Origin of the sequence: Mycobacterium sp. UM_Kg27 (assembly GCF_000972905.1) — a bacterium.
Lineage (GTDB): Bacteria > Actinomycetota > Actinomycetes > Mycobacteriales > Mycobacteriaceae > Mycobacterium.
In genome coordinates this window covers 1-17,409 of record NZ_JRMM01000014.1, presented here as the reverse complement: position 1 = coordinate 17,409, position 17,409 = coordinate 1, and the positions used below count along the sequence as shown (strand labels likewise).

Sequence of the window (17,409 nt, the reverse complement as noted above, 5' to 3'; positions counted from 1 at the left end):
GAATGCCAATATCTTGAGTGGAGAGCCATGGGTCAGGACCGTCCGGACGAACTGGGCGTACAACTGGATGACGGCCTGGCCATCATCACCATCGACCGGCCCGAGGCCCGCAACGCCATCGCCCCGGAGACCATGGCGCAACTCGACCGGGCACTGGACAAGGTCGCCGGCGCGCAGGCCCTGGTGATCACCGGCGGCGGCGACCGCGCCTTCGTCTCCGGCGGCGACCTCAAGCAGCTCGCCGCGCTGCGCACCGAGGCCGAGGCATCGGACATGGCCTGGCGGATGCGCACCCTGTGCGATCGGATCGCCGCCTTCCCGGCACCGGTGATTGCTGCCCTGAACGGCCACGCGTTGGGCGGTGGCGCCGAAGTTGCGGTCGCCGCCGACATCCGGATCGCGGCCGCCGACATCAAGATCGCGTTCAATCAGGTGTCCCTGGCGATCATGCCGGCCTGGGGTGGCGCCGAGCGGCTGGGCAGATTGGTCGGACACAGTCAGGCGCTGCTGCTGGCCGGCACCGGAACCATGCTGGACGCTTCGGCGGCCGAACGCATCGGCCTGATCAACCGGGTGGTTCCCCGGGAGTCGTTCGACGCCGAATGGCGCGCCTTGGCCCGGTCATTGGCCAACCCGTCGGCCGGTGAGATCAAACGGGTGCTCGGTGGCGCCTCGGCGGACGAGGCGGTGGCGGCGTTCGCCCGGTTGTGGGTCGCCGACGAGCACTGGGAGGCCGCGGATCGCCTCCAACAAGGCAGGAAGCAGCGCTAATGCTCGACGGGCCCCGACACCAGCGCGACGCCCGAAAGCGGCGCGGACGGTGGCGGGTCGCCCTCGAGCCGGTGCAGCCAGCGCTCGACGAACTCGATGGTCTCGGGATGGCCGAGGGTCATGCCCAGCGCCTCCTGCTCGATGATCAGCATCCGCGAGGCGCTGGTCATGAGGACCATCAGTACCGTCGGCGGGAACTCCGCGTCGTCGACGCCGTACCGGGCGAACAGCCCGGACACCGCCTGGATCTGTTCGGCGCGCAGCCGCTCGGCGTAATTGGCGATCTCGGCCCGCAAGGCCTCGCGCTCGTTGGCCACGGTAATGAACTGCATGGTCAACGCCGTCCATGCCGGATCGGTGTTGAATCGCCACAGCGCCCAGAGCGGCTTCGGCGACGCCAGCACCGCCGCCTGTTCGGCCAATCCCTGATCGCCACGCCGGCGGAAGATCGCCAGGAACAGGTCATCCATGGTGCGGAAGTAATAGTGCACGAGCTGATGCTTGAGGCCCGCCCGCTCAGCAACGCGACGGGAACTGACCGCACCGGCGCCGTCGGTCAGCAGCAGCTCTTCCGCGGCGTCGAGCAACAGGGTCCGGTTCTTCGCGTCCGGGGCACCAATTCTGCGCTGTCCCTTAGCCGATTCGGGCATACAGGTCGCTCCGCATCGTTGTCGTCACCTTTACACCTTCGGCGGCCATCGTAGTGGCGCCGCAACCCTTGACCCCCAACCCCGCCCATGCTAAGCAGGTGCACAGCATCTGTCAGCCCGTTCTGCAGAGAGGTCCACGTTGACTGACTTCGCGACGATCGATTTCTTCACCGATCAGTCCCTGGTACCCGATCCCCACCCGTACTTCGACTACCTGCGGGCCCAGAGCCCGGTCACGCCGCTGGGCGTGTACGACGTGGTCGCGGTAACCGGCCACGAAGAGGCCAACGAGATCTACCGCGACTCCGACACCTACTCCAACCTGGTCGCGGTCGGCGGACCGTTCCCGCCGCTGCCGTTCACCCCCGAAGGCGACGACATCAGCGAGCAGATCGAGGCGCACCGCCACCTGATGCCGATGACCGAACACATGGTCACCATGGACCCGCCCACGCACACGAAGGCGCGGTCGATACTGAGCCGACTGCTGACCCCCAAGCGACTCAAGGAGAACCAGGACTTCATGTGGCAGCTGGCCGACCGCCAGCTCGACTACTTCATCGACAGCGGCAGCTGCGAATTCCTCACCTCCTACGCCAGGCCGTTCGCAATGCTGGTGGTCGCCGACCTGCTCGGCGTACCCGAAGAGGACCGGCCGGTGTTCCAGGAGGTGCTGGGCGCACCGCAGCCGGGTGCCCGCATCGGCGCACTGGACCACGAGGAGCTGGCCCACGATCCGCTGGCCTGGCTGGACGACAAATTCAGCCGCTACCTGTCTGACCGGCGCGAGAACCCGCGCGGCGACGTACTGACCGATCTGGCCACCGCCACCTACGAAGACGGCTCGATCCCCGAGATCGCCGACGTGGTCAAGAGCGCCACCTTCCTGTTCGGTGCCGGGCAGGAGACCACCACCAAACTGCTCAGTGCCGCATTGCGGTTCATGGCCGAGGACCCCGGCCTCGTCGAGCAGTTGCGCGCCGATCGCAGCAAGATCCCGAACTTCCTCGAGGAGACCCTGCGGCTGGAAAGCCCGGTGAAGACCGACCCCCGATTGGTGCGCAAGACCACCACGCTGGGCGGGGTCGAACTGAAGGCCGGCACCGTCGTGGTCATGTTCCCCGGCGCCGTCAACCGCGACCCCCGCAAATTCGAGAACCCGCATGAGCTGCGAATCGACCGTCCCAACGTGCGCGAGCACCTGGCATTCGCCCGGGGCAGCCACACCTGTCCGGGCTCACCGCTGGCCCGCGCCGAGAGCCGCATCTCGCTGGAACGAATCCTGGATCGGATGACCGACATTCGGCTCGACGAGACCCAGCACGGCCCGGCCGGCGAGCGCCGGTTCACCTTCGAGCCGACATTCATCCTGCGCGGATTGACCGAACTGCATCTGGAATTCACGCCAGTGGCGGCTCCGGCCACCGCGGGCCTGTAGACCGCAGCTCTGCCGAAGGGACCAACAACATGACGGTGACCACCACCGACGAAGCGCGCTACGACCCGTATGACGTTGACCTCAACAGCAATCCGTACCCGATGTTTCGTCGGCTTCGCGAAGAGGCACCGCTGTACTACAACGCCGAGCACGACTTCTACGCACTGAGCCGGTTCGACGACGTCAACAAGGCCCTGGTCGATCACCAGACCTTCAGCTCGGCGCGCGGGGCGATTCTGGAGCTGATCAAGGCCAATACCCCGATCCCGCCCGGCCTGATCCTGTTCGAGGACCCACCGATCCACGACATTCACCGCAAGTTGCTGGCCCGGATGTTCACCCCGCGCAAGATCGCCGAACTCGAATCCAAGATCCGCGAGTACTGCGCCCGTTGCCTCGATCCCCTGATCGGCACCGGCCGCCTCGATTTCGTGGCGGACCTCGGCGCCCAGATGCCCATGCGGGTCATCGGCATGCTGGTGGGCATTCCCGAAGCCGATCAGGAGATCATCCGGGACCGCTCGAATGACAACATGCGCACCGAAGCCGGCAAGCCGATGACGGTTGCCTCCGAAGGCTTCGACGACGGTTCGATCTTCGCCGACTATCTGGACTGGCGCGTCGAGCACCCGTCCGACGACATCATGACCGAACTGCTCAACGTCGAATTCACCGACGAATCCGGCACCACTCGGCGGCTGACACGCGACGAGTTGCTGATGTACGTGATGCTGGTGGCCGGGGCCGGAAACGAAACCACCACCCGGCTGATCGGTTGGACCGGCAAGGTGCTCTCAGAGCATCCCGACCAGCGTCGCGAGTTGGTGGCGAACCCCGCGCTGATCCCGCAGGCGATCGAAGAGCTGCTGCGCTTCGAGCCACCGGCACCGCACGTGGCGCGCTACGTCACCCGCGATGTGGAGTACTACGGCCAGACCGTGCCCGAAGGTGCCGTGATGATGATGCTGATCGGCGCGGCCAACCGCGACCACCGCCGGTTCGCCCCGGAAGGGGACGTTTTCGACATCCACCGCGAGGCACGCCAGCACCTGACTTTCAGTGTGGGCGCGCACTACTGCTTGGGTGCCGCACTGGCCCGCCTGGAAGGGCGAATCGCGCTGGAGGAGATCCTCAAACGCTTCCCCGAGTGGGACGTCGACCTCACCAAGGCAGCGCTGTCACCGACTTCGACGGTCCGCGGGTGGGAGTCCATGCCCGCTTCGGTCGGATGAATCCACTTCTACGAGATACGAATTGAGGGTTTCCATGACTGGACGTGTTGAGGGCAAGGTCGCATTCATCACCGGCGCAGCCCACGGCCAGGGCCGCAGCCACGCGGTGCGGCTGGCCGAGGAGGGCGCCGACATCATCGCGATCGACGTCTGTAAGCCGATCGTCGCGAATTCGCCGATCCCGCCGGCCACCCCGGAGGAACTGGCCGAGACCGTCGACCTGGTCAAGGCCCGAGGCCGCCGGATCTTCACCGCCGAAGTCGATGTGCGCGACTTCGACGGACTCAAGGCCGCGGTGGACGCCGGCGTGGAGGAGCTGGGTCGCCTGGACATCATCGTGGCCAACGCCGGCATCGGCAACGGTGGCGACACCCTGGACCAGTGCACCGAACACGACTGGCAGGAGATGATCGACATCAACCTGTCGGGCGTGTGGAAGACCGTCAAAGCGGGTGTCCCGCACCTTATTTCCGGAGGAAGGGGCGGGTCGATCATCCTGACCAGCTCCGTCGGCGGACTCAAGGCCTACCCGCATTGCGGCAACTACGTCGCCGCCAAGCACGGCGTGGTGGGCATCATGCGCTCGTTCGCCGTCGAGTTGGGACATCAGAACATTCGCGTCAACACCGTGCACCCCACCCACGTCAGCACCGGAATGATCATGAACGAGGGCACCTGGAAGATGTTCCGTCCGGACTTGGAGAACCCGGGTCCCGACGACATGGCGCCGATCTGCCAGATGTTCCACACCCTGCCGGTGCCCTGGGTGGACGCTGTCGACATCAGCAACGCCGTGCTGTTCCTGGCCTCCGACGAAGCCCGCTACATCACCGGAGTCACCTTGCCGGTCGACGCGGGAAGCTGCCTGAAATAGCCGCTTCAACCATTCCCGACAGCTGGGACGCGATATCCCCGGAGTGGATGACCGCCGCGATCAACGGTCACCACCCCGGGGCGGTCGTGGACGCCATCTCGGTCGCGGCCCGCGACGACGGCACCAATCGGCGGGCACGCCTGGCCCTGAGCTACGCGTCCGGCAGCGGTCCGGCCACCGTGTTCGCCAAGGCCGTCGACCCCGAGCACGCCGACTTGGTGGAGTTGACCAGTGGCCTCTACCACGAGCCACGGTTGTTCCTCTCTGATGTCGCACTGCCCCTTGACCACCCGACGGTCTACCGCGCGGTGATCGACGAATCGCGTCGCGACTTCCTGTTGATCATGGAAGACATCACCGCCGGCCGCGGGGCCGAACCGCGCGATGCGACCCGGCCGCTCACCCTCGACGAGGCAGCCCACGGGGTGCGCGGCCTGGCCCGCCTGCACGGGGCGTTCTGGGGAGACCGCATCAGCGGCAACCCCGCACTGGCCTGGGTGGAGCCGTTCATTCCGTTCGCCGGTTTGGAGTTGGCGCCACTGGAGGTGGCCTACGAGAGGCTGGGCGACTCCGTTGCGTCCGAGATCACCACGATGACCGGCACGGAGCTGTTCAGCGACACCTGGGCCCGCTACATCCGCAGCCTGACCCGCGGGCCGCAGACGCTGCTACACGGCGACCCGCACCTCGGCAACACCTACGTACTGCCGGATGGCGACGTCGGTTTCCTGGACTGGCAGATGGTGCGGCGCGGCAACTTCTCGCTCGATCTGGGCTATTTTCTGCAGGGCGCTTTGACCATCGCCGACCGGCGGGCCGGCGAGCGCGCGCTACTCGAGCAATACCGCGGTGCCCTGGGCTTGCCAGCCGGGCAGTTGCCGTCGGACGAGGAGATCTGGCTGCATTATCGGGCCTCTGCGGCGCACGGCCTGGCGATCTGGATCGCGACGCTGTCCGGTGGCGACAATTGGCAACGGCCCGACATCAGCCTGGCGTTCGCGCAGCGCTACGCCGCCGCGTTCATCGATCTGGACACCCGTAGCGCACTGGACGCCCTCGACGCGGCAGCCGACTAGAGCCGCTCACATCGCGCATTTATGTAGCTCGTCATAATCCAGCGCCGTCCGCGGCCCGACATGGGCCTGAATCACGCCGAGCTTGACGCATGAATATGTCAGTCAGCATAATCGGCCGATGGCGGGCGACACCCGGCAGGCGATGGTCCTGACCGCCGTGGAACTGCTGCGCGAACGCGGCGCGGACGGGATTACCCTGGACACCCTGGTGAGCCGCAGTGGGGCGCCCCGCGGCTCGATCTATCACCACTTTCCGGGCGGGCGGGCCCAGATCCTCGACGAAGCCGTCCAACTCGGCGGCGATGCGATCGGCTCGCTCATCACCGGCTCCGCTGCCGGGGGCCCGATCTCGGTGCTCGATCGACTGGCCGGCTTCTGGCGAAAGATGCTGACCGAGACCGGCTATAGCGCCGGATGCCCGGTGGTGTCGGCCGCGGTCAGTTCCGCGCCGGACTCGCCGCTGCTCCATCACGCGCAGCGGATCTTCGCGGCCTGGAAGACGCGGTTGATCGACTGCTTCGTGACCGACGGGCTGGACGCCGAGGCGGCCGGCCGGCTGGCCAGCATGTGTATCGCCGCGATGCAGGGCGCGATCATCATGTGCCGCACCGAGGCCAGCCTGCAGCCGCTGGACGATGTCGCCGGCGAGCTGCGGGTCCTGGTCTCCGCCCGAACCCTGTTCCGCACGACAGCCGGCCCGGCCGGCCGCCCCGGCAGCAACTGAGAGGAACCGCCATGGAATGGACCGGAGCCGTCTACGCCGACGCACCGACGGTGGAGGTCTCCACCTGGATCGACGCCCCTCCCGAGCGCGTCTGGGAACTGGCCAGCGACATCCACGCGGTCGCCGAGAGCAGCCAGGAGCTCCAGCGCGTCGAATGGGCCGACGGCGATGGGCCCCGGCTGGGCGCGCGATTCACCGGGTATAACCGGCATCCCGCCCTCGGGGAATGGTCCACGATCTCCGAAGTGGTCGAGTTCGAACCGCTGACGGTGTTCGGTTGGGCAGTCACCGATCCCGCCAATCCCACCTCCTCGTGGCGGTTGAGCCTGGCCCCGGAGGGCTCCGGTACCCGATTGACCCAGTGGATGCAGCTGGGGCCCGCACCGTCCGGGCTTTCGCTGGCCATCTCCGCGACGCCGGACAAGGAACAGAAGATCGTGTTCGTGCGGCTGCGTGAATTGGAGGCGGGCATGACCGCCACCCTCGATCACCTCAAACAGCGCGCCGAGCACTGATGCGCGCGGCCATCACGCTGGAAGCGGCCAGCGTCGGCAGCTGGGAGCACCAGAAGCTGCTGGTCCGCGAGGCGGAGAAGATGGGCCTGGACGTCTGCTGGGTCGCCGAGGCCTGGGGCGCGGACGCGGTCTCCGCGCTGGGCTACTACGCCGCGTGCACCGACCGAATGCTGCTGGGATCGGGGATCATCCAGCTGTCCACTCGCACTCCGGTCGCCATCGCCCAAGCCGCCATCACCTTGTCCAACCTGTCCGGCGGACGGTTTCTGCTCGGCCTGGGTGCCTCGGGACCCCAAGTCATCGAGGGGCTGCATGGTCAGTCCTTCGACCGGCCGCTCGGCCGGATGCGCGAGACCATCGACATCATCCGACAGGCGCTGCGCGGAGACCGAATCTCCTATAGCGGCACACAGTTCCAGATCCCGCGCTCCGGTTCGGCCACCAAGCCGATGCGGTTGTCGATGCGCGCCGAACATCCGATCCCGCTGTATCTGGCCAGCCTCACCCCGGCGATGCTGACGCTGACCGGCGAGGTCGCCGACGGCTGGCTGGGCACCAGCTTCGTGCCCGAGGGCGCCGAGGCCGCCTACTTCACCCATCTCGACAGCGGTCTTGCCCGCGCCGGGCGCTCCCGGGCGGACTTCGACGTCTGCCAGGGCGCGGAGGTGTCATTCGCGACCGACGAGAAGCACCTGAAGGAACTGATCGACAGCCGCAAGGCCGAACTGGCCTTCAGCCTGGGCGGAATGGGCTCGACCAGCACCAATTTCTACAATCAGGCCTACAGTCGCCAGGGCTGGTCCGATGTCGCGGCCGCGGTGAAGGAGCGCTGGCAGGCCGGCGACCGGGAAGGCGCCGCCACGCTGATCACTGACGAGATGGTCCTGGCCACCACCTTGATCGGCACCCCTTCGATGGTTCGGGATCGCCTGCAGGTGTGGTGCGACACCGGCGTGGACACCGTGCGGGTCTACCCGGCGGGCGAGCGCCTCGAAGATCGGATCGCCACCCTGGGGGCCGCGATCGAGCTGGTGCACTCGATCACACGCACCGGCCGATAGCTGCCCGGCTATCCCGGCGAGCTGCCGATAACCCCATCGGCTACCAACGCGGCGATCTCGGTCTCGGTCAGCCCCAGCTCGCTGAGCAACTCATGATTGTGCTGACCCAGTAGTGGTGCGGGGTGGGTATGAATGCGATTCGGGCCCTGCGACATTCGGGCCGGCAGTGTGCTATGCGGAGCGGGACCGTTGACGGGGTGATCCACCTGTTCGAAGAAGTTCCGCTCGGCTAGCTGCGCCAACTCGGTCTGGCGATGCGGTTGCATGACCTTGGCGACCGGAACTCCGGCGTCCCACAGTGCTGCGACGACGTCGTCGGAGCTGCGCTTCGCGCACCAGGCGGACAGCTGTTCGTCGATCAGGTCGTGGCGGGCGCGTCGTCCGGTCGCGGCCGATAAGGCCGGGTCCGCAGCCCATGGCGGGTCACCCAGCGCGGCCCGCAGGCTGTCCCACTGCGCATCGGTGGCGACGGCGACGGCGACCCAGCAGTCTTCCCTGCCGAATTCGTCGACGCCGGCGGTCCGATAGAAGTTCTGCGGAGCGGCCGCGGGCCCGCGGTTTCCCTCACGTTGCAGCAACGCACCGTAGGCGGAGTATTCGATCACCTGCTCGGCGGCGATGTTGAGTGCGGCGTCGACCATGGCCGCCTCAACCAGCACCCCCTGCCCGGTGCGGCGCCGATGCTCCAGGGCCAGCAGCAGACCCGTCAGCGCATGCACACCGGCGTTCGGGTCACCGATCGAGTACGGCTCGTAGGGGTTGCGATCGGGGTAGCCCGTCCGCCAGCTCAGTCCGGAGGCGTCCTCGATGACGTAGGCGAACGCCGGGTTGTCCCGCCACGGGCCGTCCAGTCCGAATCCGGGCATTCGCAGCATGATCACGTCGCTGCGGAGCGACTGCACGAAGTCGAAGTCCAGACCCAGGTTGTCGATGACACGGGGGGTGAAGTTCTCGACGATGACATCGCAGCCGGTGATCAACCGGTGCAGCACGTCGCGGCCAGCGTCGGTCTGGAAGTCGAGCGTCAGCCCCTTCTTATTGGTGTTGAGCGCCGAGAAGATCGGCGACTTCTCCCACCACGACTGCTCGCTGACCGGTATCCCGGCGATCAGGCGGGTGCCGTCGGGATGCCGGGTCGACTCGAGATGGATCACCTCGGCGCCGAGCATGGCCAGCAGATGCGTGCACGACGGTCCGGCCCAGAACGTGGTCATGTCCAGCACCCGTATACCGCGCAGCGGCAGCCGTTCCCCGGCCGGCTCCGAAGCCGGGGCCGGTCGGCGGGACGGCGCCATCTGCCGATAGAAGCCGGTGTGTTCGCCCAGACGCGGCGCAGGGGTGGGCGCCGGCAACGGCACACCGCTGAGCCGATAAGGCGGCACCGGCTGGACGAACCCGTCTCGTGGATTGCGGGTGAACACCTGCCGATGCCGGAAGTGCTCAAACGTCGCTACGTTCTCCCCGTTACCGACCGGCGAATTGGGTATCCGGAACGCCGACGCCAGGTCGCGGACATCGTCGACCTTGTGGCTGCGGACCCACTGGTACAGCTCCTGCGCGTGCAGGTTCGCCTGCTCGGTGATCGACAGCTGGGAGTTCTCGTCGATCCACTCGGGGTGCCCCGACATCGCACACAGGTCGAACCACTGCTGTGCGGTGCCGCAGCCCAGTGCCACCAGCCCGTCGGCGGCCTCGGCCACGCCGGGCACCGTCGGCCGGCGTTCGGACCGCCAAGGCCGGTCGAGAATCTGGAAGTAGGTGACGGGATAGTAAGTGAGGCCGAGGATCTGGGCTTCCAGCGCGGACAGGTCGATCAGTTCGCCGCGGCCGTCGTGCAGCGCACGAACCCGCGACGCCAACGTCATTGCGGCCGCGTAGGCCCCGGCCAGCCAGTCCCCGACCTGCCCGCCGATGTGTACCGGCGCGCGATCCTGCGATCCGCGGCCGAGCCCGACCGCTCCCCCCGACCAGGCCTGCAGGGTGAACTCGGTGGCCGGGCGGTCCCGCCACGGACCTTCCAGCCCGAAGGGCGTGATGGCGGTGACCACCAGGTGCGGGTGATGCCGGCGGATCTCGGCCGGGGCCAAGGACGGGTGCCGACCGACGATTCCGTCCGGTGACCACACCACCGCGTCGGCGGAGGCCAGCAGCCGGTGCACGAAATCGATGTCGTCGGTGTGATCCGGGTCGGCGATGACACTGTGTTTGGAGCAGCCCAGGAAGCTGAACAGTGCGCCGCCGGACTCGGGATCGACGCTCGCCCGTGATGCCGACCAGCTGCGCAGTGAGTCACCTTGCGGGGGTTCGATATCCACCACCGTTGCTCCCCCGTCGGCGAGCATCTTGGTGGCGTAGGCGCCGGCTACACCGTCGGACAGGTCGATGACGGTGTAGCCGTGCAGTGGTCCCACTGCGTCAGGATTCCTTGGCACGGCTGGACTTGCTCAGCCGGAAGGCGGGCGGAAACCTTGAGTCGTTGTCCTTGACCGCTCCGGACAGACCGGACTCGATGGCGTCGTCGAGCATCAGGTCATCGGCGTCGGGGGCTACACCGGAGCCCATCGATTCGAAGAACGCCGACAGCAGGCTGCCCATGTACTCGCCCTGATGCTGCTTGTAGACCTCGAAGAACATCTTCTGCATGAAGACCGTGTCGACCGGGCGGTTGCGCGCGCAGGCCAGCGCGTACTTGTCGACCTCAGCTTCGAGTTGGTCGCGCGCGACCACCTTGTTGAGGAAGTTGCACTTCTCCATGTCGGCGGCGGTGAAAGGACGTCCGGTGAACACCATCTCGGAGAACTTGCGTAGCCCCATCATCTGCACCCAGGTCCACATCCGCGGCCCCCAGCCGTAGTAGCGGAACGACGGGTGGCCGAACAGCGCGTCGTCACTGGAGATCACCAGATCGGCGTCGGCGGCCTGATAGAAGTGCCAGCCGTAGCAGTAGCCCTTTGCCTCGACGATGCTGATCTTCTTGAGCTCCTGCAGCGGCCGGTTGCCGGCCTGCACGTTGGCGTACCAGGCGCTGATGGTGGCGCCGTTGCGGAAGGTGCCCTTGGGCGGGTAGTTGACGTCCATGCCTTCCAAACGCAGTTCGGCCAGCCGCTTTTCGGGGTCATCGACGCCCTCCATGAACTCGGGCAGGTCCGCACCGCTGCCCAGGTTGTCGCCGACACCACGGATCACCACCACTTTGACGTCGTCGTCCACGCTGGCACCACGCAGCAGGTCCGCGTAGCGCAGCCGCGCCGACGATGTCGGGGCGTTGAGGTATTCCGGCCGGTCGAAGGTAATGGTGGCGATCTTGGTGGTCGGGTCCTTGTGGTAGCGGATGATCTCTTCCGCGGACGGCCGCGCCGAAGAACCCGTCGTGTCTGACATTCGCGATCAACTCCTTCAGCAGCTGCAATGAAAGCATCGGTGGTCATGACCTCGCGGCCGCCCGGCTTCAGACCCCAAGAAATTCCTTGATGTTTGCGCTCACGACTTTCGCCGCGTCCTGCGGTCCCAGGGCCGCGACAACGTTGGCCAGTGACTTCTCCGAGTAGCCGAAGGTGCTCTCGTTGTGCGGGTAGTCCGACGACCACATCACCTTGTCCACTCCGATCTGATCGATCAGTCGCAGGCCGAGCGGGTCGACCATGAACGATGCGCTCATGTGGGTGTCCCAGTAGTGCCGGATGTCGTGCTGTAGTTGGTGGGTGAACATGTGCTGATAGGAGGCCAGCAGGTGTTCTGCGTCCTGCAAAGCGGTGGGAACCCAGGCGATTCCGCCTTCGAACCAGCCGATCCGCAGACCCGGGTGACGGTCCAGGATGCCGGAGAAGATGTACTTGGCGAACTGTTCGCGGAACGAGTCGACATTGACCATCATGCCCACCACGACACTGTTGACCTCGCAGGGCGTCTTCGGCGGAGTTTCACCGATGTGGTGGGTGATCGGTAGCCCGGCCTGCTCGATCTCGTCCCAGACCGGATCCATCACCCGGGCACCGAAGTCGATGATGTTGCCGTCGTCGTCCTTGCCGGGGTTCAGCGGCAGCAGGAACGTCTTGAGCCCCAGCGCCTTACACTCCTCCACCGTGCGCCTGGTGCCGGAGGGGTCCCACCAGTTGATCAGACCCACCCCGTAGAAGTGGCCGTTCGATCGCTCCTGCAACTCGGCCATGTACTCGTTGTAGATGCGGAATACCCGCTCCCGCAGCTCTTTGTCGGGGAAATGAAACAGCGCCAGCACCGCATTGGGGAACGCCAGTTCCTTGTCGACGCCGTCGGTGGCCAGCTCCTGGATCCGTGCCTCGATATTGCTGCTGGCCGCACCGGCCAGATCGTCGTACTGCATGAGCACCGCCGAGAAGTCGCCCGGCAGGAACGACTGCCCCTTGCGGCCGACCATGTAGGCGCCGTCCTCGTACCAGATGCGGGGCGCCTTGTCCTTGAGGTCCTCGGGGAACCGTTGGTAGAAGATGTCGTCGGCGATGGAGATGTGGTTGTCGGCGGAGAACACTTCGGTACCGGCCGGCAGACCGACACCAGCGATGCCCGCACCGGCGCGCCCATGACGGTCCTTGGGCGCCCCGTAGCCGCCGACCGGATAGAACGCTGTGCTGTGAAACGCGGCGGCTTCAGTTGGTGTGCTGGCCATGTCAATCCACTTCCAATCGGGCGGTTACCAGGTGACGGGGAGTTCGTAGACGCCGTAGGCGAGCCGGTCGTTCTTGAACGGGATCTCGTTGATGTCCACCGCCAGCTTCAGGGTGGGGATGCGCTGGAACAGGGTGCGAAAGGCGATCACCATCTCGGCGCGGGCCAGCTGCTGACCGACGCACTGGTGCGGTCCAAACCCGAACGCCATGTGCTGGCGGGCCGGGCGCGCCAGGTCGAGGACCTCGGGCTCGGGGAAGACGGTGGCGTCCCAGTTGGCCGGGGCCAGGTCGATGATGATGCCGTCACCGGCCCGGATGGTCTCGCCGCCGATCTCGATGTCCTCAAGGGCCACCCGGCGCTGGCCGGTGTGGATGATCGACAGGTAGCGCAGCAGTTCCTCGACCGCATTGGCGATCGCAGCGTCGTCGTCGCCGCGGAACACCGCCGTCTTCTCGGCGATCTTGTCGGGCTCGTGCAGCAGCGCCACGATGCCCAGGCCGATCATGTTGGCGGTGGTCTCGTGCCCGGCGATGAGCATTCCGGTACCGAGTTGGGTGGCCTCGCGTATCGACAGCTCCCCGTCTTGCACCCGCTTGCCCAGGGCGGAGACCATGTCGTCGGCCGGTTCGGCCATCCGGGTCTCCAGCAGCTTGACCAGGTACTTGGAGAGTCCGGTGGCACCCTCGGCGAGGTCGTCGGAGGTGGCATTGCGGTCCACGCCCATAGTGGCGTGCTGCTGGAAGAACTCGTGGTCCTCATAGGGCACGCCGAGCAGTTCGCTGATGACCAGGGAGGGGATGGGCAACGCGAATCCCTCGATCAGGTCGGCTGGTTGCGGTCCGGCCAGGATCGCGTCGATGTGTTCGTCGGTGATGCGTTGCGCGACCGGGGCCAGGGCGTCGACCCGTTTCATGGTCAGGGCCGGGGACAGAATCCGCCGGTAGCGGATGTGTTCGGCGCCGTCGGTGGTGAACACCGATTTGGGTCGGTGGTCGACGCTGGCGCGCATCATCTCGTTCCAGTGCGGGAAGCCGGGCTGGTGGTCGTCGACGCTCACGCGGGGATCGGAGAACAGGGTGCGCACCGCGTCGTAGCCGGTGATCAGCCACGGGGTGCTGCCGTCCCAGATCCGCACCCGGCTCAGCGGCCGCTGCGCGGCCAGCGCCATGGTCTCCGGCGGCGGCGCGAACGGGCATCGGCCGTCGCGACTCATCGGATACTCCGGCGTTGCGGTGCTGGCGATGGTGGACGCTTCGGTCACGCTCACTCCTCGACGATCTTGATGGCTCCGGACGGACAGACTCGGGCCGCCTGGCGCACGGCGTCGGCCAACTCCTGCGGCGGGGCCTCATCGAGCAGGACGACGACACCGTCCTCATCACGCTGATCGAACACGCGGGGCGCAAACCCCACACATTGCCCCGAGGACGCGCAGATGTCTTGGTCGACGGTCACTTTCATTGCGGGCCTCCCTGAACTCCGGTAACCGGAGCGAGCCACAGTCCCACGATTGCGTCGATCAGGTCGGATCCGGCTTCGGTCCAACTGGCAGATGCCGACCCCCCGGATGCCAGTGCTCGCTCGTGTTCGGCACAGCTGTGCATCAACAGGTTTCGGGCCATCACGTTGCGCGCCTGGTGGACCCGGACCGGCAGATCGGGAAGGCAGGTGTTGATGCCGTCGATGACCTGCACCAGCGACGGCGAACTCAACGCGTCCTTGACGACGATGTTGTGGTAGGCCGGATCGGCCATCACCTGCGCGGCAAAACGGGCGTACCAGGTCGGATTGCCCAACGCGGCAAGGTGATCGGTGAGCGGGCGGACCAGGCAGGCCACCCAATGGCGCAGGTCGGTGGAATCCGCTGCCTCCGACACCATCTCTTCGCGCAGCCGCTCGACCGGCACTCGGTGCCGGCGCTCGATCTCGCGGACCAGGTCGGTCTTGGTGCCGAAGTGGTATCCGACGGCGGCGTTATTGCCCTGGCCGGCGGCCTCGCTGACCTGCCGGTTGGAGACCGCGAATACCCCGTGGTCGGCGAACAGCCGTTCGGCCGCGGTCAGGATCGCATCCCGCGTGCTGTTGGCCCGCTCAGCCCGCACGGCCCGATCAGCGGTGGTCACGGCGTCAGTCAACCGTGGTTATTGCCTTAAGTCAAGCGATTGATTTAATTTTCCGCGTCACCGGGCCCCCGGCGCCGGATCGCCTTGCCTGCGACGGTTCCGCCGTCCACCGGCAGCACCACGCCCGTCACGTACCGGGAGCGCTCACCGGCGAGGTAGAGCGCAGCTTCGGCGACGTCAGCCGCGGTCCCCTCCCGCTTCAGGGGCCGGTCGGCCCGCATCGTCTCGCGAATCGCCGCTTCGTATCGTTCCAGGTCCTCCGGATCCAGGTTCGCTGCCGCCGACGACGCCACGAACGGCGTCGGAACGTTGCCGGGGGCAATGGCATTGACCCGGATGTCGTAGTGGGCCAGCTCAATCGCCGCGGATTTGGTGAACTGGATGACCGCGGCTTTCGACGCGCGGTAGGTCATCACCCCGCCGCCGGCCTGGATGCCACCGATCGAGGTCAGATTGAGGATCGACCCGCCGCCGGCCTTGGACATGTGCCGCGCAGCGTCGCGAGTACCGGCCATCACACCGAGCACGTTGACCGCCATGATGCGGTGAAAGTCAGCCAGGTCGTCGTCGAGAAACCTGTTGTGCATAGTGCCCGAGACCCCGGCGTTGTTGACCATGATGTCCAGTCCGCCGAACATCTCGACGGCCGATTCGACCAGGGCGCCCACTTGGGCCGGGTCAGAGACATCGGCGACCCGGAAGATCGCCTCCGCACCGAGTTGGCCCGCGAGCGCTTCGCCGCGTTCGCGATCCGTGTCGGCGATGACGACGCGTGCCCCCTCGGCGAGGAATCGCTCGGCGATCCCGCGGCCGATACCCGATGCACCTCCGGTGACGATTGCCACCTTGCCGGTCAATTCGTTGCCCATCTGCACCCTTCCGCTGCGGACCACGTCCGTGATCGACTCAACCCGTTGGCCCGGGTTCAGTCAAGCGACTGATTTAAATGGTCAGGCGACCTAAGGTCGGCAGCATGACAGACCCCGTCTCGACCGACGATCGGCTGGAGATCTCCGCGCTGCTCTACCGCTATGCCCGTGCCGTGGACACCAAGGACTGGGCGTTGTATCGGTCGGTGTTCACCGAGGACGCCGTCATCGACTACTCATCAGCGGGCGCGATCTGCGGCACGCGTGACGAAGTCGCCGATTGGCTGGCGAGCGGCTTCCAGGAAATCCCGATGTCGATGCATTACATCACCAACATCGAAGTGCTGGAATACAGCGGCGATTCCGCGCTCGCACAGGCGATGTTCTACAACCCCATGCAGCTGCCAGGTATGACCGGGTTGAGCTATTGCGGTGGCTACTACCACCACGAACTGGTCCGCACCGGCGCTGGCTGGCGCAGCGCAAACCTGCGCGAGGAGAACGTCTGGTTCACCAATCCCCCGGCCTCAGTCCAGGAAGTCCAGCAGTAGGCCATTGACCTGTTCGGCCTGCTCGATCTGTGGGCAGTGGCCGGCGCCGTCCACAACGACGGCGCGCCCGCCGGGGATCTGGTCGGCGATCTGCCCAGCCCAGCCGGGTGGGAGCAGCTTGTCGCAGGCACCTTCAATTACCAACGTCGGCACCGAAATACGTTCGTAGGCACGGTTGCTCGATGCCGCGGCCGGCGGCTCGGCACCCGGTCGGCGGAACCGTGCCGCCGCCACCGCTTCCCAGGCGCCGGGAGCCACACTCGACGCGTGCCGCCGCCCGACATACTCCTCGTCGGCGGGATAGGCCGGATCGTGGAACAGCGCGGTTACGATCCGGCGCATCGCGGGCACTGTCGCGTCATAGTCGTAGAGCGCCGCCATGTGCTCGTTCTGCTGAATCTCGCCACCGCCGCAAATGGCGACCAATCGGCGCACCGGCAGCAGCGGGGCCTGCGAGGTGGTGTCGACGAGCAGCATGATCGCGCCCATCGAGTTGCCCACGAAGTCCGCCGACTCGACGCCGAGCTCCGCGCAGAACCGCGCGACATGGCGGATCCGCATACCCCGTCCGTCGTTGAAGTCGATGACTTTTGCCGACTCCCCGAAACCCAGCAGGTCCGGCGCCAGAACCCGGTGGTGCTGCGCCAGAGCGGCGATGTTGCGTTCCCAGCCGATCTCGGCGCCCGCGCCGAATTCGCCGCCGTGCAGCAGCACCACGGCCGGGGCGTCGGGATCACCGGCCTCGAGGTAGGAGGTGCCCAGGCCGTCGATCACGGCGGTCTTGCGGGTAACCGGCACAGGGAGACTCCTCAGTTCGGGTTCAGCGGCGCGACCGGCCGGGTCGTGGTGGCGTGCACCAGCAGCTCGACCAGTTCGGT

Annotated in this window: 18 protein-coding genes; 9 read left to right on the top strand and 9 right to left on the bottom strand. The window is 66.6% G+C overall.

What is annotated here, in order from left to right; genetic code table 11:
- Nucleotides 1–27: 27 nt before the first annotated feature.
- Nucleotides 28–771: an enoyl-CoA hydratase/isomerase family protein gene (locus LI94_RS04150; protein ID WP_046300382.1), complete on the top strand. Its 744-nt coding sequence runs from the start codon at nt 28–30 to the stop codon at nt 769–771.
- On the opposite strand, the gene LI94_RS04145 is transcribed toward LI94_RS04150, so the two are convergent.
- Nucleotides 768–1,421, bottom strand: a complete 654-nt coding sequence (locus LI94_RS04145) for a TetR/AcrR family transcriptional regulator (protein ID WP_024440842.1) — start codon at nt 1,419–1,421, stop codon at nt 768–770. The genes LI94_RS04150 and LI94_RS04145 overlap by 4 nt on opposite strands.
- Before the next feature lie 139 nt (nt 1,422–1,560).
- On the opposite strand from LI94_RS04145, the gene LI94_RS04140 reads away from it, so the two are divergent.
- The 7 genes from LI94_RS04140 to LI94_RS04110 all read left to right on the top strand — a co-directional run bounded on the left by LI94_RS04140 (nt 1,561) and on the right by LI94_RS04110 (nt 8,341).
- Nucleotides 1,561–2,859 (top strand): cytochrome P450, encoded by a 1,299-nt coding sequence (locus LI94_RS04140; RefSeq protein WP_024440843.1) that lies wholly within the window; start codon nt 1,561–1,563, stop codon nt 2,857–2,859.
- A gap of 29 nt (nt 2,860–2,888) precedes the next feature.
- A complete protein-coding gene (locus tag LI94_RS04135; RefSeq protein WP_046300381.1) occupies nt 2,889–4,091 on the top strand; it encodes a cytochrome P450 in 1,203 nt (400 codons plus the stop codon).
- A 34-nt stretch (nt 4,092–4,125) separates the two neighbouring features.
- Nucleotides 4,126–4,965, top strand: a complete 840-nt coding sequence (locus LI94_RS04130; protein ID WP_046300380.1) for a mycofactocin-coupled SDR family oxidoreductase — start codon at nt 4,126–4,128, stop codon at nt 4,963–4,965.
- A 47-nt stretch (nt 4,966–5,012) separates the two neighbouring features.
- Nucleotides 5,013–6,041 carry a phosphotransferase gene (locus tag LI94_RS04125; RefSeq protein WP_046300379.1) on the top strand — a complete coding sequence of 343 codons (1,029 nt, stop codon included), beginning with the start codon at nt 5,013–5,015 and terminating at the stop codon, nt 6,039–6,041.
- A gap of 118 nt (nt 6,042–6,159) precedes the next feature.
- Entirely contained in the window at nt 6,160–6,765 is a 606-nt protein-coding gene (locus LI94_RS04120; RefSeq protein ID WP_046300378.1) for a TetR/AcrR family transcriptional regulator, read from the top strand.
- A gap of 11 nt (nt 6,766–6,776) precedes the next feature.
- Entirely contained in the window at nt 6,777–7,280 is a 504-nt protein-coding gene (locus LI94_RS04115) for an SRPBCC family protein (RefSeq protein ID WP_046300377.1), read from the top strand.
- Nucleotides 7,280–8,341: an LLM class flavin-dependent oxidoreductase gene (locus LI94_RS04110; RefSeq protein WP_046300376.1), complete on the top strand. Its 1,062-nt coding sequence runs from the start codon at nt 7,280–7,282 to the stop codon at nt 8,339–8,341. The genes LI94_RS04115 and LI94_RS04110 overlap by 1 nt, the downstream gene beginning before the upstream one ends.
- Nucleotides 8,342–8,349: 8 nt before the next feature.
- Here LI94_RS04110 and LI94_RS04105 read toward each other — a convergent pair whose 3' ends face one another.
- The 7 genes from LI94_RS04105 to LI94_RS04075 form a co-directional block, all read right to left on the bottom strand.
- Nucleotides 8,350–10,752 carry a CoA transferase gene (locus LI94_RS04105; RefSeq protein WP_046300375.1) on the bottom strand — a complete coding sequence of 801 codons (2,403 nt, stop codon included), beginning with the start codon at nt 10,750–10,752 and terminating at the stop codon, nt 8,350–8,352.
- A gap of 4 nt (nt 10,753–10,756) precedes the next feature.
- On the bottom strand, nt 10,757–11,722 hold the full coding sequence (locus tag LI94_RS04100) for an enoyl-CoA hydratase/isomerase family protein (RefSeq protein ID WP_046300374.1): 966 nt from the start codon (nt 11,720–11,722) through the stop codon (nt 10,757–10,759).
- 67 nt (nt 11,723–11,789) lie between these two features.
- Nucleotides 11,790–12,986 carry an amidohydrolase family protein gene (locus tag LI94_RS04095; RefSeq protein WP_046300373.1) on the bottom strand — a complete coding sequence of 399 codons (1,197 nt, stop codon included), beginning with the start codon at nt 12,984–12,986 and terminating at the stop codon, nt 11,790–11,792.
- A gap of 24 nt (nt 12,987–13,010) precedes the next feature.
- Nucleotides 13,011–14,201, bottom strand: a complete 1,191-nt coding sequence (locus LI94_RS04090) for a cytochrome P450 (protein WP_082105650.1) — start codon at nt 14,199–14,201, stop codon at nt 13,011–13,013.
- A 50-nt stretch (nt 14,202–14,251) separates the two neighbouring features.
- Nucleotides 14,252–14,449: a ferredoxin gene (locus tag LI94_RS04085; protein ID WP_024440853.1), complete on the bottom strand. Its 198-nt coding sequence runs from the start codon at nt 14,447–14,449 to the stop codon at nt 14,252–14,254.
- Nucleotides 14,446–15,111, bottom strand: a complete 666-nt coding sequence (locus LI94_RS04080; RefSeq protein ID WP_024440854.1) for a helix-turn-helix domain-containing protein — start codon at nt 15,109–15,111, stop codon at nt 14,446–14,448. Before LI94_RS04080 ends, LI94_RS04085 begins: the two co-directional genes overlap by 4 nt.
- A 44-nt stretch (nt 15,112–15,155) precedes the next feature.
- Complete coding sequence (locus LI94_RS04075) at nt 15,156–15,980, bottom strand: SDR family oxidoreductase (RefSeq protein WP_024440855.1); 825 nt, start codon at nt 15,978–15,980, stop codon at nt 15,156–15,158.
- Nucleotides 15,981–16,084: 104 nt separating this feature from the next.
- Between LI94_RS04075 and LI94_RS04070 the strand changes: the two genes are divergently transcribed.
- Complete coding sequence (locus tag LI94_RS04070; RefSeq protein WP_024440856.1) at nt 16,085–16,531, top strand: nuclear transport factor 2 family protein; 447 nt, start codon at nt 16,085–16,087, stop codon at nt 16,529–16,531.
- Here LI94_RS04070 and LI94_RS04065 read toward each other — a convergent pair.
- Entirely contained in the window at nt 16,508–17,329 is an 822-nt protein-coding gene (locus LI94_RS04065) for an alpha/beta fold hydrolase (RefSeq protein WP_046300371.1), read from the bottom strand. The two genes, LI94_RS04070 and LI94_RS04065, sit on opposite strands and share 24 nt — an antisense overlap.
- Between the last annotated feature and the right edge of the window lie 80 nt (nt 17,330–17,409).

What these genes read in the sequence shown, in the direction of transcription:
- LI94_RS04070 (WP_024440856.1), top strand. Translation starts at nt 16,085, where the DNA reads ATGACAGACCCCGTCTCGACCGACGATCGGCTGGAGATCTCCGCGCTG.
- LI94_RS04125 (WP_046300379.1), top strand. Translation starts at nt 5,013, where the DNA reads ATGACCGCCGCGATCAACGGTCACCACCCCGGGGCGGTCGTGGACGCC.
- LI94_RS04145 (WP_024440842.1), bottom strand. Translation starts at nt 1,421, where the DNA reads ATGCCCGAATCGGCTAAGGGACAGCGCAGAATTGGTGCCCCGGACGCG.
- LI94_RS04120 (WP_046300378.1), top strand. Translation starts at nt 6,160, where the DNA reads ATGGCGGGCGACACCCGGCAGGCGATGGTCCTGACCGCCGTGGAACTG.
- LI94_RS04095 (WP_046300373.1), bottom strand. Translation starts at nt 12,986, where the DNA reads ATGGCCAGCACACCAACTGAAGCCGCCGCGTTTCACAGCACAGCGTTC.
- LI94_RS04110 (WP_046300376.1), top strand. Translation starts at nt 7,280, where the DNA reads ATGCGCGCGGCCATCACGCTGGAAGCGGCCAGCGTCGGCAGCTGGGAG.
- LI94_RS04100 (WP_046300374.1), bottom strand. Translation starts at nt 11,722, where the DNA reads ATGTCAGACACGACGGGTTCTTCGGCGCGGCCGTCCGCGGAAGAGATC.
- LI94_RS04135 (WP_046300381.1), top strand. Translation starts at nt 2,889, where the DNA reads ATGACGGTGACCACCACCGACGAAGCGCGCTACGACCCGTATGACGTT.
- LI94_RS04150 (WP_046300382.1), top strand. Translation starts at nt 28, where the DNA reads ATGGGTCAGGACCGTCCGGACGAACTGGGCGTACAACTGGATGACGGC.
- LI94_RS04115 (WP_046300377.1), top strand. Translation starts at nt 6,777, where the DNA reads ATGGAATGGACCGGAGCCGTCTACGCCGACGCACCGACGGTGGAGGTC.
- LI94_RS04090 (WP_082105650.1), bottom strand. Translation starts at nt 14,201, where the DNA reads ATGAGTCGCGACGGCCGATGCCCGTTCGCGCCGCCGCCGGAGACCATG.
- LI94_RS04085 (WP_024440853.1), bottom strand. Translation starts at nt 14,449, where the DNA reads ATGAAAGTGACCGTCGACCAAGACATCTGCGCGTCCTCGGGGCAATGT.
- LI94_RS04130 (WP_046300380.1), top strand. Translation starts at nt 4,126, where the DNA reads ATGACTGGACGTGTTGAGGGCAAGGTCGCATTCATCACCGGCGCAGCC.
- LI94_RS04075 (WP_024440855.1), bottom strand. Translation starts at nt 15,980, where the DNA reads ATGGGCAACGAATTGACCGGCAAGGTGGCAATCGTCACCGGAGGTGCA.